The sequence below is a fragment of the Aeromonas sp. FDAARGOS 1410 genome (genome assembly GCF_019048745.1).
Classification (GTDB): Bacteria; Pseudomonadota; Gammaproteobacteria; order Enterobacterales; family Aeromonadaceae; genus Aeromonas; species Aeromonas jandaei.
Window position 1 is genome coordinate 200064 of record NZ_CP077401.1, and the last position, 15630, is coordinate 215693.

The window sequence follows — 15630 nt, forward strand, 5'->3', positions numbered from 1 at the left end:
ATGATTCATCTCCAAAAACCTAACATAATGGCGTTTATAGTCTGCCAGCCATGAATCCGGAATGAATATGATCCCGCGCAGTTTCCTGCTGATCCTCTGCCTGCTGAGCGCCTCAAGCTGGGCTGCCCAGAGCCGCCTCGACATGGCCGGGCTGGTCAAACTGTTGCTGGCGCAAGGGTATCACGACATTCGCGAAGTGGAGCTGGAAGGGGACAAATTCGAGGTCAAAACCCTCGACCGCCAGAATGAAAAGGTACATCTCATCGTCGATGCCTACACTGGCGAGATCAAAAAACAAGAGGCCGACTAGGCCTCTTTTGCTTTCCAGCGCAGGCGCCACGGGCGCAGCAGCTTCTCCCGCCGTGGCCAGAGCAGGGCGCAGGCCAGCAGCAGGTAGATGAGCGGCTCCAGCCAGCCACTCTTGAGCGACCACCAGTAGTGCACCGGCACCAGCAGGGCTACCGCATAAACCCAGTTGTGCAGCTTCTGCCACGCCGCCCCCAGCCGCCGCTGCAACGCAGGGAGCGAGGTGATACCCAGTGCCAGCAACAGCAGCAGCGCCACCATTCCCACCACGATATAGCGGCGCTTGACCAGCTCGCCACCAATCAGCCCCCAGTCAAACTGCAGATCCAGCCCCAGCCACACCATGAAGTGGAGCAGCGCCCAGACCATGCACCAGAGCCCGAGGGGGCGACGCAGCTTGATGAGCTGCCCCTGCCGCCAGCGTTTGGCCAGCGGCGAGACCAGCAGGGTGAGCAGCAGCAGGTTGAGCGCCCCCTTGCCGAGGTAGTGGATAAGCTCGGGCACGGGGTCACCCCCCAGCAGACCGGCCGGCAGGGCGTAGCCCAGCCAGAGCAGGAAGCCGAGGGAACCCAGATGCACCAGCGCCCGCAAGCCGCTGATATGTGAGGGTTTCAGTTTCAGTACCATTGGCGCAGATCCATCCCCTGATAGAGCGAGGCGACCTCGTCACCATAGCCGTTGAACATCAGGGTCGGCTGGCGCTTGGCACCGAACAGCCCGCCCTCGCCGATGAAGCGCTCGCTGGCCTGACTCCAGCGCGGGTGATCCACCTGCGGATTGACGTTGGCGTAGAAGCCATATTCGTTGGGGGCAAGCAGGTTCCAGGTGGTGGGCGGCATCTCCTCTACCAAGCGGATCGAGACGATGCTCTTGATGCTCTTGAAGCCGTACTTCCACGGCACCACCAGCCGGATTGGCGCCCCGTTCTGGGCGGGCAGGGTCTTGCCGTAGAGCCCCATGGCGAGGAAGGAGAGCGGGTGCATCGCCTCGTCGATACGCAGCCCTTCCACATAGGGATACTCGATACCGCCGCCAAGGGAGGCAGAGGCCTGACCGGGCAGCTGTTTCGGATCGAACAGGGTCTCGAAGGCGACAAACTTGGCGCGGCTGGTCGGTTCGGCACGGCGGATAAGCTCCGCCAGCGAGATGCCGTTCCACGGCAGCACCATCGACCAGGCTTCGACGCAGCGCAGCCGGTAGATCCGCTCCTCCAGCTCGGTTTTGTTGATGAGATCCCACACATCCAGAGTGAAGGGTTTGGCGACTTCCCCCTCCACCTTCAACGTCCAGGGTTCAGGTTTGAGGTAATGGGCGTTACGGGCCGGATCCGTCTTGTCGGTACCCAGCTCATAAAAGTTGTTGTAACTGGTCGCCTTCTCTTCCGGTGTCAGCACCAGATCGGTTGGCCGCGGGGCCTGCTTGCTGTTGAGCGGCTTGGTGGCTAGCCGGGGCGCATCCTCTTTACCGCGCAGCAGATCGAGCACACCGGCCTGAGTGGGGAAAGCGAGGGTGGCGGCGCCCAAACCCAGCCCCTTGAGAATGAGGCGGCGATCCTGATAGACGGCTTCCGGGGTGACATCCTGTTCGGTGAGATGATGGGGGGCACGACGTTTGATCAACATGAAAAACTCCCGGGGCAGTTAGAGGCGACAGAGATAAGACCCGCCCCGGCAGATTTTTATTTCACACCGGATTACATCAGGTGGTACAGGGGCAGCGCCTTGGCCATGGTTCCGACCAGAAACAGCACTACGAATACCAGCAGGGGAACGATCACGTTTGGCACCATCAGACTCACTCCATGAGCAGGACAGGGCCTCTAACTATGGTCGAGGGTTTGGCCGGTCACCAATGAATTTTTTTCGCGAGCGCAAGCGTATTCCTGAGTTGAAAAAGGTGATGGAGATCACACACAATTCCGCCCCCGCTTGCCGCCCCGATTGCCAGGGGTAGGCTGCCCGTTTTCGTGAAGCCAACTGAAGAGTCACGCCATGAGCCCACTGATCGCCATCGCTATCACCACAGGTATTCTCTCCGCCGTTTGGGGCTGGCTGGCCGTCGCGCTAGGCCTGCTCTCCTGGGTCGGCTTCCTCGGCTGTACCAGCTATTTCGCCTCCAGCGGCGGTTACAAGGCGCTGCTGCAGACCATCTTCTGCAACGCCAGCGGCATGCTGTGGGCGCTGCTGCTGATCCATGGCGGTGACCTGTGGGGTGCCGGCGTGGCGGGTTATGTGATGACGGGTGTGGTGGCGACCCTGATGTGCGTACAGGCCAAGCAGCAGTGGCTCGGCTATATTCCCGGCACCTTTGCTGGCTGCTGCGCCACCTTCGGGGCGGCGGGCGAGTGGCGACTGGTGCTGCCCTCGCTAGTGGTAGGTGCCCTGTTCGGTTATCTGATGAAGGCGAGCGGCCTCTGGCTCTCCCAAAAGACCCTGAAGCCCCGCAACGCGGATGGCGTCACCGACCCCGCCTGAGCGATATCCACGGCGAAGCGGCCCTCTGTCCTCTCATTCAGGGCCGTTTCGCTCTGCGTTACCCTTTCGATTTGAAGTTTGCAGCCTCGATGCCGTGCCGATTCAATAACTTGTAGAAATCGGTACGGTTCCTCCCCGCCATGTTGGCCGCCAGGGTCACGTTGCCCTCGGTGGTGCGCAGCAGCCGGATCAGATACTCCTTCTCGAACTCGGCCCGCGCCTCGTTGAACGAGGGGATACCCCCGCCACCGCCGCTCAGGGCAGACTCCACCATGGATACCCCGATCACCGGGCTGCAGCAGAGGCTGGCCAGCTGCTCCACCACGTTGCAGAGCTGGCGCACGTTGCCCGGCCAGGCCGCCGCTGCCAGCATCGCCAGCGCCTCGGGCGAAAAACCCATGGCGGCGCAGTCGCCGTTGCGACTGCGGTAGTCATCGAGGGCCTGACGGGCCAGCAGGGGGATATCCTCGCTGCGGGCGCTGAGGGATGGCAGGGTAATATTGGCGACGTTGAGGCGGTAGAAGAGATCTTCGCGAAAGCGCCCCTCCTCCATCGCCCTGACCAGATCCTGATGGCTGGAGCTGAGCACTCGCACCTCCGGCGTACCCTGACCATACTCCTCCATCACCTGCAGCAGTTTGGCCTGCAGCGACTCCGACAGGCTGCCGATCTCGTCGAGAAAGAGGGTCGCCCCCTTGGCCTGTTCGAACAGACCGGAGTGACCATCCTCCCCGAACAGCTGCAGATCGAGGGCCGCCCAGGGAATGGCGGCACAGTTGATGGTGTGCAGCGGCCGATCACGCCGCTGGCTCGCCTGATAGAGCGCCTGCGCCATCGCCCCCTTGCCGGAACCGGACGGCCCCATGATCAGCACGGGCACCTCCATCGTGGCGATGCTGTGTGCCTGGATCAGCAGCTGCTCCAGCTGGGGATTGCGGGTCAGGATCAGCGACTGCCACTCCAGCTGCTGCTTCGGGCGGGTCAGGCTGAGGGCCTGCTCTATGGTGGCCAGCAGCTCATCCTTGTCGATGGGTTTGGTCAGAAAGCTGAACACCCCGGAACGGGTCGCCTGAATGGCATCGGGGATGGTGCCGTGGGCGGTCATGATGATGACCGGCAAGCCGAGCCACTGGGCCTGGATCCGCTCGAACAGCGCCAGCCCGTCCATGCCACCCATCCGCAAGTCACTCAGCACCAGATCGGCGCGCTGCTGACGCAAGCGGTCGAGCGCCCCCTCCGCACTGTCGGCGGTATCCACTTCATAACCCTGACTGCGCAAGCGCATGCTCATCAGTTTGAGCAGGCTGACGTCGTCATCCACCAGCAAGATCCGGCTCATGGTACTACCTCGCGATGTTCATTCAGCTTGCGCTGGTTGAGCTGCTCGTCGATGGCCGAGAGCTGCTCGATCTGGCGGCGCAGCTTCTGGATCTCCTGACTCTGGTCATCGCGCCGGCTATCGCGGGCCAGCAGCTCCTCGCCAAGGGCGATCCAGCTGCGCAAAAACGCCTGAGCGTCGAGCCCCAGCTCCGGCAGCATCTTCTTAAGGCGCGCCAGACCGGCGCGGCGAGTGGCGACTGCCTCGGCGGGGTGAGAATCAACCATCGCCAGACTGACCCGACTCTCCAGATCGTCAGCCCCCTTGAGACGCTGACGCTCCTGCACCCGCTGCTGGGGATGGCTGGCCAGCAACCAGTCGGAGTATTGCAGGCGCACCTGCATCTCCTTGTTGGCAAACTCCATTCGCTTGGCAAAAGCGATATCGGAGGACTCCTGCCGTGCCTGCGGCGGCAGCCAGGAGCAACCCGCGAGCAGCCCGGCTAGCAGGGCTGGAAATACGCGCTGTATTTTCATAGACCTCATTTCAACGTCAACCTGAAGCAGACATCTGCCTGTTCATCCTTCACCAGAACCAACTCCCCTCCCAGGCTGGAGGCAGACTCGCGAGCGATGGAAAGCCCCATGCCAGAGCCTTTCAGGACACCTTGCCGCACTGTGCTGCCCTGCTCGAAGGGTTCAAAAATGCGCTGCCGGTCTGCCTCGGGGATCTCGGGCCCCTCATTGGCAACCTCCAACCAGCTCGCCTGCTCCTCTGCTCCGGCGCGGATCCAGATATTGCCACCCTGGGCACCATAACTGACGGCGTTGGAGAAGAGGTTATCGAGAATCAACCTCAACCTATAGGGCTCTGCCCACAAGGTAACCGGTTCGGTCGGCAAGTGTACACGGATCTGCTTGGACTCCAATGCCAGCCGATACTCGGCAGAAAGTTCTGCCAGCATGGGCAACAGGGGAACCGGCTCCAGCTCGAACGTCTCCTGCTGGGTGAGGCGGTTGAAATCGAGCAGCCGCTCGATAAGGGTCTGCAAGCGGCGACTGTTCTCATCCAGCATCTGGCAGATCTCCAGCTGATCCGGTGTCAAAGGCCCGACCAGCTGCTCGCAGAGCAGATCCGAACCCTCGCGCAACACCGCCAGCGGGGTCTTCAGTTCGTGGGAAACATGGCGCAGGAACTGGTATTTTTGCAGCTCCAGCTCCTTGAGTTTGTCGTGCAACCAGAGGATCCGCTCCCCCAGCAACACCAGTTCGGCGGGGCCATCCACCGGCTGTGGATCCGGCTCGACCCCCGCGCCCAGACTCAAGATACGCGACTCAATTTGTCGTACCGGATGGGTGATCAGGTAAGTGAAGATAAAGACCAGCAGCAGGCTGATCACCGCCACCACAGCGCTGACCCACCAGAGCTCTTTGGTCAGGGCATCGATGGCCAGACGTACCCGATCCATCTGCTCGTCAACCCGGCTGCGGGTGCCCGCCTCCAGCTGCTGACTCAAGCGATTGAACTGGTCGAGGATGTCACCCGCTACCGCCTTTTTGGCCTGCCCCCCCTCCTGCAACGAGCCAAATTGCGCGAGCAGCTCATCAAGGCCGCCATAGAGCTGGGGATCCGACAGGGAATTGCGATGCTCGGCCAGCAGGCGGTGATACCCCTCAAGCTGCAGCCGGTAGCTGGCCAGACTGCGGCTGTCCCCCAGCACAGCAAAGCGGCGCAGGGTGCGCTCGATATCGATGGCTTGTGCAGTAAGCAGGGTGGCACGGCGGGTATCCTTGACCGCCCGCTCCATCTCGTCGCTGGTGAGCTGGCTCAGGTGGGTCAGGGCATTGGTGTTGTGCCAGATCATGCCACCGAGCGGCATCAGCACCAGCACAAACCCTATCAATACCACCTGCAGCAGGGAGCGTGGGCGAACCTTGGTCATCGTCTCTTCTCTTGCGTTCTCACCGGTGCGCCAGCATAGCCCTCAGCGCCCAAAAAACAAAACCGGCCAACAGGCCGGTTCGGATTATCTGGATTGTGGTGACTCACGCCAAAGCGACAGAAGCCAGACAGATGGTCAGGATCATCGCCAGCGCGCCCGAGGCGGTCAACAGCGCCCATTTCAGCTCAACACTCATGCAAACCTCCTTTCTGCCAATCAGTGCCGGATCACAATAGATAAGACAATGTTACGCCATAGTTAATCCGATAACCGTGAGCTGCGTATACATTTCAGATGAGCCCCAACCAAGGATGGTGAACATGTTCTATCTGTGTAGCATTGGTTCCAATCTTGACCCAAATAGTCATGTCACCAAGGTGCTGGAGGAGCTGGCCAGCCGTTTTGGCCGTTTGCAGACCAGCTCGGTGATCAGCACCAAGCCGGTGGGGATGCACTCCAGCCATGACTTTCTCAACTGTCTGCTGATTCTGGAGAGCGAACTGGATGCCTCCGCCCTGAAACAGGCCTTTGTGGCCATGGAAGTGAGTCATGGCCGCGACCGCAGCGATCCCCTCTGCAAGGTGCACGACCGCCCGCTGGATATCGACATTCTCGCCAGCAACCCGCACGGCGACTTTGCTGCTGAGCAGGTCGACTCCTACCTCATCGAGCTGCTGGCCGAACTCTACGGACGCGGCAAGGTGCACGATCCCAAGGTTGCGCTGCAGCTGCATCTGCCCGCCGGCTCGGGTAAAACCGTACATATCCAGTCGATAGGTCTGGAGCCAGCCACGGTTTGCATGCCATCAGAGCACAGCCAGAGCGCGCCCCCCATCCACCTTGATGCTGGCCCCGGTCATATAGCTGTTCGCCATCAGTAACTGCACCGCCTGCCAGATAGGCTCCAGCCCTCCCTCCCGCGCCAGCGGCGTTTTCGCCAACACCTGCTGGCGCCACGACTCGTCATGCTCGTCGAGAAACAGGATGGGGCCCGGCTCTATGGTGTTGACCCGGATTGCCGGGGCCAGTTCGCGGGCAAAGCTCATGGCCAGCGAATGGGCTCCCGCCTTGGTGGCCACATAGCTAGCAAAGCGCGGGGCCGGGGCGTGGATGTAAATATCGGTGATGTGGATGATGCTGGCGTTGGCGTTGCTCGCCAATTGCTGTGCCAGCGCCCGGTTGAGCTGGAAGGGGGCCGCCATGTGCACCCGGTAGAACTGGTCAAACTGGGTAAGCTGCGCCGCGGACTCGGCCGCCTGCGGCTCGAACGCCGAGGCGTTGTGGATCACCAGTGCCAGATCCTGATGGGATGCCAGCACGTCGATCAATTTGCCCACCTGCTCTTCACTCGCCAGATCGGCCTGCACCAACTCGACACCCAGAGCCCGCAGCCGCGCCAGCTCGGGTCGCTCGCTGCGATAGCTGCCGGTCACCTGCCAGCCCGCAGCCACCAGCTGCTCACATAGATAAAACCCTAGCCGACGGCCACAACCGGTTACCAATGCACGCATAAAACCTCCCTCTCCTTTTACCCTCATCCATGAGTTGCGCCGTTAACGCAGTATCAGCCGGGTCGCACCGACACCACTTCCAGCAACAGAACTAGATCTGGTAACGCCCCTTGTCACCAATATCAAAATGGAGGGGCATCCGCCACTTGGCCAGCGCCAGCAGGGTAAGCAGAGCCCCGCTCACCAGCGCCACCAGCGCCGCGGCCCATGCCACTTGCAACCACTCCAGCAACCACAACAGCGGCAGCAGCAATGGCACCAGCTTGATCCCGGGGATCGCAAAACAGAACTGCTCCTTGAAGGCCAGACCGGAAAGGGTGACCAAGGCGGCCCCCAGCACCAGTGCATCCGGTGCTCCGATAGACAGCAAGGCCAGTGCGGCCCATCCAGAACCCTGAAGTATCAGTCGAATCCGCTTGTCGTAGATGTGCAGCGAAAAGGCGCAGATAGCGCTTGCCAGCGCCAGCAACATCAACCATTGTGCCGGTGGCAACAGGTCACCATGACTCAGCAAGGCCGCTCCGCGACAGAGTAGCAACAGCGCCGCACCGCTTAAGCCAAGGCGATACAGGAGGACGGTCAATTTGTCTATCCCGTCCAGCGGGCTCTCGATTTCAGGGTTTGCCATACACTGTCGCCTCTACCAATCAGGAGCCACCCAATATACTGGGATCAGGCTCCAAAGTTCTTCATCCGGGTTCAGGAGGGGTAGTTTGCGTGTAACCCATCTGCTTTGGCTACTACTGCTCCCGCTCAGCCTATCCGCCAAAGAGCTGGTAGTCTGCGGCACCATGGAGCCCCCGCTAAAATATCTCGATGCCAATCAGCAGCCTCGCGGGCTCGATATCGACATCGTTACCGCTATCTTTGGCAAACTCAAAATACCCATCAGGATCGAGCTGGCCGACTCCGGCGCCCGCCTCACCCGCAATGCCGAAACCGGCGTCTGCGATGTGGTGATGACCCACTCCTACAAGGCGGAGCGAGAGCGCTATCTCATCTACCCCCAGCAGGCTCATATCCGCCATAGCTGGCACTTCTTTGTCCGCAAGGACGACTTGCTGAAAATCCGCTACGAGACGCTGGCCGATCTGAAACCCTGGCGCATCGGCGTGACCAAAGACTTCTCCTATACCCCTGAACTGGCGGCGGCCATGACCGACCCCTCCTATCAGTTTCAGGAGGTCACCATGAACCAGTTGCAACTGCGCAAGCTGCTGGCCGGGCGGATCGATTCCGTGCCCATGCCGCTGGTCACCGCTTTTGCCCAGATCAGGGAAGAGGGTCTGGAGGGCAAGCTCGACTACCTGCCCAAACCGCTCAAGAGTAGCCCCTACTTCAACACCTGGACTCGCGCCAAAGCGGACAAGAATACCCCAGCCCAGATGGCCGCCTACGATGCCGAACTGCTGCGCATGAAACGGGATGGCCGGCTCAAGGCGCTCTACGACAAGTACGGCATTCCCTATATCGAACCCTGATCAGCCAGTCAGGGCTTCACGTCCCGCAGGATCGGATTCTGCAGCGAGATCAGGGTTTCAGTGGACTGGATCTCGTCGATAGTCTGGATCTTGTTGATCAGCACTATCTGCAGCTCATCGATGGAGCGGGTCATCACCTTCATGAAGATGCTGTAGTGGCCGGTGGTGTAGTAAGCCTCCACCACCTCGTCCAGCGCCTGCAGCTTGGCCAGCGCCGAGGGGTAATCCTTGGCGCTCTTCAGATTGATCCCGATAAAGCAGCAGACGTCATAGCCCAGCTTCTTGGGGTTCACCTGCACCCGCGTCCCCTCGATGATCCCCGCCTGCTTCATCTTCTCCACCCGCACATGGATGGTGCCCGGGCTGACCGCCAGCTGCTTGGCCAGTTCGGCATAAGGAATACGCGCATTCTCCATCAGGGCGGTGAGGATGGCCTGATCGAGATTATCGATCCGGTAATTTTCCGGCATTTTTTTGCCCTCCCGTTAGCGATACATCATTAAAAGCATCCTTATTTTGAATAAAAAAACACACAAAGCCTATTTCTATTATCGAATATTGAATTTAGTTGGCAATCCGTTGAAGAATCACCACATCCAACGGGGTTTGAAACAGGAATTCAGCATGAAACAGCACTACATTCGCAGCCAGCAACAGATTAGCTTCGTCAAAGAGATGTTCTCCCGCCAACTCGCCCAGCAACTGGGTCTGATGGAGGTACAAGCCCCCATTCTGAGCCGGGTCGGTGATGGCACTCAGGACAACCTCTCTGGCCACGAGAATGCAGTGCAGGTCAAGGTGAAGACCCTGCCGGAGCACAGCTACGAAGTGGTGCATTCACTGGCCAAATGGAAGCGTCAGACTCTCGGTCGCTTCGGCTTCGGCCCGGGTGAAGGGATCTACACCCACATGAAGGCGCTGCGCCCGGATGAAGACAAGCTCACCCCCATCCACTCCGTCTACGTGGATCAGTGGGACTGGGAGAAGGTGATGCCGAGCGAGCGCCGCGATCTCGCCTATCTGCAGGAAACCGTGCGCGGCATCTGGGCCGCCATCAAGGCCACCGAGCGCGCGGTCTGTGCCGAGCATGAGCTGACCCCCTTCCTGCCAGCCGAGATCCAGTTCCTGCACAGCGAAGAGCTGCTGACCCGCTACCCGGATCTCGATGCCAAGGGGCGTGAGCGTGCCATTGCCAAGGAGCTGGGTGCCGTATTCCTGATCGGCATCGGTGGTGCCCTCTCCCACGGTGAGCGCCACGATGTACGCGCCCCGGACTATGACGACTGGAGCAGCCACAGCGAGCTGGGTCTGGCTGGTCTGAACGGCGACATTCTGGTGTGGAACCCGGTACTGCAGGACAGTTTCGAGATCTCCTCCATGGGGATCCGGGTCGATGCCGAGGCGCTGCGTCGCCAGCTGGCCATCACCGGCGACGAAGATCGCCTGCAGTACGACTGGCATCAGGATTTGCTGGCAGCACGGATGCCGCAAACCATCGGCGGCGGCATCGGCCAATCCCGTCTGGCCATGCTGTTGCTGCAAAAGGAGCATATCGGTCAGGTGCAGGTCGGTGTCTGGCCGGCCGAGATGAAAGCCGCCGTGCAAGGCATGCTGTAACGAATGAAGGACATGCCGGCGTCATCGCGCGGGCATGGCAACAGGCAGGTGGCCGTCGGGGTTGAGCGAGCGCATCCCGGCAGGCTGTAAGAAGCGAGGCCAGCAGTGGCCGCGCTTCGCAATCGGGGGCTTGCCCCTGCGACCCGCTCAACCCACGTCAGGTCGCTTCACTACATTCCTCCCGGCAATCTTCGGATTGCCGTTTTTTTATTTTCCATCGCCCAGATATGGCAACGCCAGCCCGAGGGCTGGCGTTGCAAACATAGATACGAGACTGATTACTGGGTCATGGTCAGGCCGTTGCTGTCGGCTCCCAGCAGCAGTTTCTTGCCGGGGACGATGCGGCCGGAGAGCAGGGCCTGCGCCAGCGGGTTCTCCACCTTCTGCTGGATCGCCCGCTTGAGGGGTCGTGCCCCGTAGACGGGGTCGAACCCGGCGTGAACCAGCTTGTTGAGCAGCGCTTCGCTCACCTCCACCTCGTAACCCTGAGCCTCGAGACGGCCCATCAGGCTCTTGAGCTGGATGCGGGCGATGGACTTGATGTGCTCCTCGCCGAGCGGATGGAACACCACGGTCTCGTCGATCCGGTTGATAAACTCCGGCCGGAAACTGCGAGTCAGCACATCCATCAGCATGGCCTTCATCTCGTCGTAATCCTTCTCGGAGTGGTGCTCCTGAATCAGATCAGAACCAAGGTTGGAGGTCATGATGACCACGGTGTTGCGGAAATCGACGGTACGGCCCTGACCATCGGTCAGGCGACCATCATCCAGCACCTGCAACAGGATGTTGAACACATCGGGATGCGCCTTCTCCACCTCGTCCAGCAGGATCACCGAGTAGGGACGACGGCGTACCGCCTCGGTCAGATAACCGCCCTCTTCATAACCCACGTATCCGGGAGGCGCCCCCACCAGACGGGCCACGCTGTGTTTCTCCATGAACTCGGACATATCGATCCGCACCATGGCATCCTGGGTATCGAACAGGAACTCGGCCAGCGCCTTGCACAGCTCGGTCTTGCCCACCCCGGTGGGCCCTAGGAACAGGAAGGAGCCGATGGGGCGATTCGGATCGGAGAGACCGGCACGGGAGCGACGAATGGCATTGGAGACCGCATCGACCGCCTCTTCCTGGCCAATCACCCGGCTGTGCAACTGCTCTTCCATCCGCAGCAGCTTGTCGCGCTCCCCTTCCAGCATGCGGGCGACCGGAATGCCGGTCCAGCGAGCCAAGACGTCTGCAATCTCTACGTCAGTGACCCGGTTGCGCAGCAGGCTGGTCTCCTGCATCTCGGCTTGAGTGGCGAGATCCAGCTGTTTCTCCAGCTCCGGAATGCGGCCGTACTGCAGCTCGGACATCCGGCCCAGGTCGCCTGCGCGGCGTGCTACATCGAGATCCTGACGGGCCTGCTCCAGTGCCGCCTTGATATGCTGGGTGCCGGCAAGGGCGGCTTTCTCGGCCTTCCACACCTCGTCCAGCTCGTTGTATTCCCGATCTTTTTCGCCAATCTCCTGATTGATCAGCTCCAGCCGTTTGCGACTGGCGTCATCATCCTCCTTCATCAGCGCCTGCTGCTCCAGCTTGAGCTGGATGATGCGCCGCTCGAGACGATCGAGCGCCTCGGGCTTGGAGTCGATCTGCAGCCGGATACTGGCCGCCGCCTCGTCGATAAGGTCGATGGCCTTGTCCGGCAGCTGGCGATCCGCGATATAGCGGTGCGACAGCTGGGCCGCCGCCACGATGGCGGGGTCGGTGATCTGGACATGGTGGTGCAGCTCGTAACGCTCTTTCAGACCGCGCAGGATGGCGATGGTATCTTCGACTGTCGGCTCCTCCACCAGCACCTTCTGGAAACGGCGCTCCAGCGCAGCATCTTTTTCGATGAACTGGCGATACTCGTCCAGGGTGGTGGCACCGACGCAGTGCAGCTCGCCCCGTGCCAGCGCAGGCTTGAGCATGTTGCCCGCATCCATGGCCCCCTCGCCCTTGCCGGCGCCGACCATGGTGTGCAGCTCGTCGATAAAGAGGATGACGTTGCCCTCCTCCTTGGCGAGATCGCTCAACACGGCCTTGAGCCGCTCCTCGAACTCGCCGCGATATTTGGCACCGGCCACCAGCGCTCCCATGTCCAGCGACAGCACCCGCTTGTTCTTCAGCCCTTCCGGCACCTCGCCGTTGATGATGCGCTGGGCCAGCCCTTCGACGATGGCAGTCTTGCCGACGCCGGGGGCACCGATCAGCACGGGGTTGTTCTTGGTACGGCGTTGCAGCACCTGGATGGTGCGGCGGATCTCGTCATCCCGGCCGATCACCGGGTCGAGCTTGCCGAGTTCGGCCCGCTCGGTCAGATCGATGGTGTACTTCTCCAGCGCCTGACGGTTCTCCTCGGCGTTGGCATCCTCCACCTTCTTGCCGCCACGCACCTTGTCGATGGCCGCTTCGAGTTTCTCTTTGGTCAGCCCCTGAGCGCGCAGCAGCTCGCCCAGCGTGCCCTTCTCGTCGAGGGCCGCCAGCACGAACAGTTCGGATGAGATGAACTGATCCTTGCGCTGCTGGGCCAGCTTGTCGCAGACGTTAAGCAGCCGGCCGAGGCCGTTGGAAAGCTGTACATCCCCTTCCACACCGCTGACGCGCGGCAGGCGATCCAGCTCCTCGCCAAGGCGGGAGCGCAGGGCATTCATATCCATCCCGGTCAGAGTGAGCAACGGACGGATAGAGCCGCCATCCTGATTGACCAGTGCGGTCATCAGGTGAACGGGTTCGATGAATTGGTGGTCACGACCCAGTGCCAAAGACTGGGCATCGGAAATAGCAATCTGGAATTTGCTGGTAAGGCGATCGAGGCGCATTGCACTCCCCCTTCAAACAGGCAGACGCCGCTTGCGCGGCAAACAACATAACTTTCTGAGATGAAAGATGAGGCCCGTACGGGCTATTTCAAGGGGCGGTGCTGGTTATTTTTTCTGCAAGACGGGGCGAGAGCAGGATCCCCGCCCTTGCACTATGCAGGGCGGGGAGCTTCATCAGGACGCCAGCCAGATGAGGGAGGCCATCCGGCCGGTCTGGCCATCGCGGCGGTAAGAGTAGAACTGCTCGCTGTCGCTGAAGGTGCAATATTCGCCACCATAGACGGCGGTGACGCCTGCGCGGGCAAGGCGCAGCCGGGCCAGCTGGTAGATATCCGCCAGCCATTTACCCTCATTGGACGAAGGGACGAACGCAGCAGCCTCGGCCTGCTCCGCCATAAAGGCCTCGCGCACCTCGCCACCCACTTCGAAGGCAGTGGGGCCGATGGCCGGGCCAAGCCAGGCCAGGATCTCGCCCGGCTCGCAACCCATGGCGGCGATGCTTGCCTCCAGCACGCCCTCTTTCAGTCCGCGCCAACCGGCATGAGCGGCGGCCACCACTGTGCCGGCCCGATCGCAAAACAGCACCGGCAGACAGTCGGCGGTCATCACGATGCAGGCCTGATCCGCCTCATGGGCGCAAGCGGCATCGGCATCCGGCGCCTGCTCATAATGGCTGCTGACCGGATGAACGACGGTGCCGTGCACCTGATTGAGCCAGTTGAGGGGCCCCGGGATGGCGGCCACCTGCTGCAGCCGGGCCCGGTTGGCCTCGACCCTGGCCGGTTCGTCCCCTACGTGGGCGCCCAGATTGAGACCGGCAAAGACCCCTTCGCTGACACCACCGTCACGGGTGGTCGAAAGAGCCCGGACGCGTGCTGGCGCCGGCCAGTCGGGTTCAATCCATTTCATTGCTCACTCCTTCACGCTCTATCGTTCAAATGGAAACGGGGCTCTTGGCTGCAACCAGTCAAGACGCCCCGTTTCAAGGTTCTGTGTGCTACGCGCTGTATCGGCGGGTTACGGCAGAAGTCGTCGCAACACTGCCAGATTTACCACTATTTCCAGACCAGCTCGTCCGGATTGGCCAAAGTATCCGCACGCAGCACTTCCATCAGATCCAGCATGTCCTGCGGCGTGGGGGAGTGCCACTGCATGACCTCACCGGTAATGGGGTGGGCCAGCTGCAGCATGGTGGCGTGCAGTGCTTGGCGACGGAAGCCGCGCAGGGCCTCGGTCAGTTCCGGCGTGGCGTTGCGCAGCGGGCGCAGACGGCCACCGTAGGCAGGGTCACCCACCAGCGGATGCTTGATGTGAGCCATGTGGACACGGATCTGGTGAGTACGACCGGTTTCCAGACGCAGACGCAGACGGGTGTGGCCACGGAACTTCTCATGCACCCGGTAGTGGGTCACAGAGGGACGGCCATTGGGCACGACGGCCATGTGGGTACGCTGGGTAGGGTGACGGCCGATAGGGGCATCAACGGTGCCGCCGGCGGTCATGTGACCGATGGCGATCGCTTCGTACTCGCGGGTGATCTGGCGCGCCTGCAGCGCTTCCACCAGATGGGTCTGGGCCGGAACTGTCTTGGCAACCACCATCAGACCTGTAGTGTCTTTATCCAGACGGTGCACGATACCGGCACGGGGCACCTCGGCAATACCGGGGTAGCGGTGCAGCAGGGCGTTGAGAATGGTGCCATCCGGCGTACCGGCGCCCGGGTGGACAACCAGACCGGCCGGCTTGTCGATCACCAGAATGTGTTCGTCTTCGTAAACGATGTTGAGCTCGATATCCTGCGCATCGAAGCGGGTGTCATCTTCCAGCTCTACATCCACATGCACCTGTTGCCCAGCAATCACCTTCTCGCGCGGGGTGTTGGCAACCTGACCATCCAGGGTCACTTTGTCCTGTAAAATCCACTCCTTGATGCGGGTTCGGGAGTAGTCGGGAAACAATTCGGCCAGGGCCTGGTCGAGTCGCTGCCCGAATTGGTGATCCTGGAATTCGCCTGTCAGTTCAATATGCTGGCTCATGTATGGTCTCTTGAGCGGGGGGTATCAATTCGAAATAATCCGAGTATTCTAGCTTTTCTTTTAGCCAAGCATAACGGATACTTTGCCAATTTC

The 15630-nt window shown here is 61.1% G+C and carries 17 protein-coding genes; 5 read left to right on the top strand and 12 right to left on the bottom strand.

The features are described 5' to 3' along the window. Nucleotides 1-61 precede the first annotated feature (61 nt). Nucleotides 62-310, top strand: coding sequence for a PepSY domain-containing protein (locus I6L40_RS00925; RefSeq protein WP_041209565.1), 249 nt, complete (start codon nt 62-64; stop codon nt 308-310). Here I6L40_RS00925 and msrQ read toward each other — a convergent pair. Both msrQ and msrP read right to left on the bottom strand, forming a co-directional pair. Beyond that, nucleotides 307-933, bottom strand: a complete 627-nt coding sequence (gene msrQ / locus I6L40_RS00930) for a protein-methionine-sulfoxide reductase heme-binding subunit MsrQ (protein ID WP_201909023.1) — start codon at nt 931-933, stop codon at nt 307-309. The two genes, I6L40_RS00925 and msrQ, sit on opposite strands and share 4 nt — an antisense overlap. Continuing rightward, entirely contained in the window at nt 924-1928 is a 1005-nt protein-coding gene (msrP, locus tag I6L40_RS00935) for a protein-methionine-sulfoxide reductase catalytic subunit MsrP (protein ID WP_216994866.1), read from the bottom strand. The genes msrQ and msrP overlap by 10 nt, the downstream gene beginning before the upstream one ends. Nucleotides 1929-2297: 369 nt before the next feature. Here msrP and I6L40_RS00940 point away from each other — a divergent pair, with 369 nt between their 5' ends. Then, nucleotides 2298-2780: a DUF1097 domain-containing protein gene (locus tag I6L40_RS00940; RefSeq protein WP_042082883.1), complete on the top strand. Its 483-nt coding sequence runs from the start codon at nt 2298-2300 to the stop codon at nt 2778-2780. Between the two features lie 58 nt (nt 2781-2838). Here I6L40_RS00940 and I6L40_RS00945 read toward each other — a convergent pair whose 3' ends face one another. The 4 genes from I6L40_RS00945 to I6L40_RS00960 form a co-directional block, all read right to left on the bottom strand. Then, complete coding sequence (locus tag I6L40_RS00945; protein ID WP_041209561.1) at nt 2839-4119, bottom strand: sigma 54-interacting transcriptional regulator; 1281 nt, start codon at nt 4117-4119, stop codon at nt 2839-2841. Then, nucleotides 4116-4634 carry a hypothetical protein gene (locus I6L40_RS00950; protein WP_043850753.1) on the bottom strand — a complete coding sequence of 173 codons (519 nt, stop codon included), beginning with the start codon at nt 4632-4634 and terminating at the stop codon, nt 4116-4118. The genes I6L40_RS00945 and I6L40_RS00950 overlap by 4 nt, the downstream gene beginning before the upstream one ends. 5 nt (nt 4635-4639) lie before the next feature. Continuing rightward, a complete protein-coding gene (locus I6L40_RS00955) occupies nt 4640-6040 on the bottom strand; it encodes a HAMP domain-containing sensor histidine kinase (protein ID WP_041209559.1) in 1401 nt (466 codons plus the stop codon). Between the two features lie 103 nt (nt 6041-6143). Continuing rightward, nucleotides 6144-6236, bottom strand: coding sequence for a YnhF family membrane protein (locus I6L40_RS00960; protein ID WP_005341891.1), 93 nt, complete (start codon nt 6234-6236; stop codon nt 6144-6146). A 124-nt stretch (nt 6237-6360) separates the two neighbouring features. Here I6L40_RS00960 and I6L40_RS00965 point away from each other — a divergent pair, with 124 nt between their 5' ends. After that, on the top strand, nt 6361-6921 hold the full coding sequence (locus I6L40_RS00965) for a 2-amino-4-hydroxy-6-hydroxymethyldihydropteridine diphosphokinase (protein ID WP_216994867.1): 561 nt from the start codon (nt 6361-6363) through the stop codon (nt 6919-6921). Here I6L40_RS00965 and I6L40_RS00970 read toward each other — a convergent pair. Further along, on the bottom strand, nt 6847-7551 hold the full coding sequence (locus I6L40_RS00970; RefSeq protein WP_071913832.1) for an SDR family oxidoreductase: 705 nt from the start codon (nt 7549-7551) through the stop codon (nt 6847-6849). The two genes, I6L40_RS00965 and I6L40_RS00970, sit on opposite strands and share 75 nt — an antisense overlap. Nucleotides 7552-7642: 91 nt before the next feature. After that, on the bottom strand, nt 7643-8179 hold the full coding sequence (locus tag I6L40_RS00975) for a DUF2301 domain-containing membrane protein (RefSeq protein ID WP_071913830.1): 537 nt from the start codon (nt 8177-8179) through the stop codon (nt 7643-7645). An 85-nt stretch (nt 8180-8264) separates the two neighbouring features. On the opposite strand from I6L40_RS00975, the gene I6L40_RS00980 reads away from it, so the two are divergent. After that, nucleotides 8265-9032: an ABC transporter substrate-binding protein gene (locus I6L40_RS00980; protein WP_071913828.1), complete on the top strand. Its 768-nt coding sequence runs from the start codon at nt 8265-8267 to the stop codon at nt 9030-9032. A gap of 8 nt (nt 9033-9040) precedes the next feature. Here the strand turns inward: I6L40_RS00980 and asnC are convergent, their stop codons facing one another. Beyond that, a complete protein-coding gene (asnC, locus tag I6L40_RS00985; RefSeq protein ID WP_005339783.1) occupies nt 9041-9502 on the bottom strand; it encodes a transcriptional regulator AsnC in 462 nt (153 codons plus the stop codon). Between the two features lie 154 nt (nt 9503-9656). Between asnC and asnA the strand changes: the two genes are divergently transcribed. Next, complete coding sequence (gene asnA, locus I6L40_RS00990; RefSeq protein ID WP_043850747.1) at nt 9657-10649, top strand: aspartate--ammonia ligase; 993 nt, start codon at nt 9657-9659, stop codon at nt 10647-10649. Nucleotides 10650-10927: 278 nt separating this feature from the next. On the opposite strand, the gene clpB is transcribed toward asnA, so the two are convergent. The 3 genes from clpB to rluD all read right to left on the bottom strand — a co-directional run bounded on the left by clpB (nt 10928) and on the right by rluD (nt 15537). Then, a complete protein-coding gene (clpB, locus tag I6L40_RS00995) occupies nt 10928-13501 on the bottom strand; it encodes an ATP-dependent chaperone ClpB (protein ID WP_216994868.1) in 2574 nt (857 codons plus the stop codon). A 174-nt stretch (nt 13502-13675) separates the two neighbouring features. Beyond that, nucleotides 13676-14410 (bottom strand): peptidoglycan editing factor PgeF, encoded by a 735-nt coding sequence (gene pgeF / locus I6L40_RS01000; protein WP_216994869.1) that lies wholly within the window; start codon nt 14408-14410, stop codon nt 13676-13678. Nucleotides 14411-14556: 146 nt separating this feature from the next. Then, nucleotides 14557-15537, bottom strand: a complete 981-nt coding sequence (gene rluD / locus I6L40_RS01005; RefSeq protein ID WP_041209551.1) for a 23S rRNA pseudouridine(1911/1915/1917) synthase RluD — start codon at nt 15535-15537, stop codon at nt 14557-14559. Nucleotides 15538-15630 lie beyond the last annotated feature (93 nt).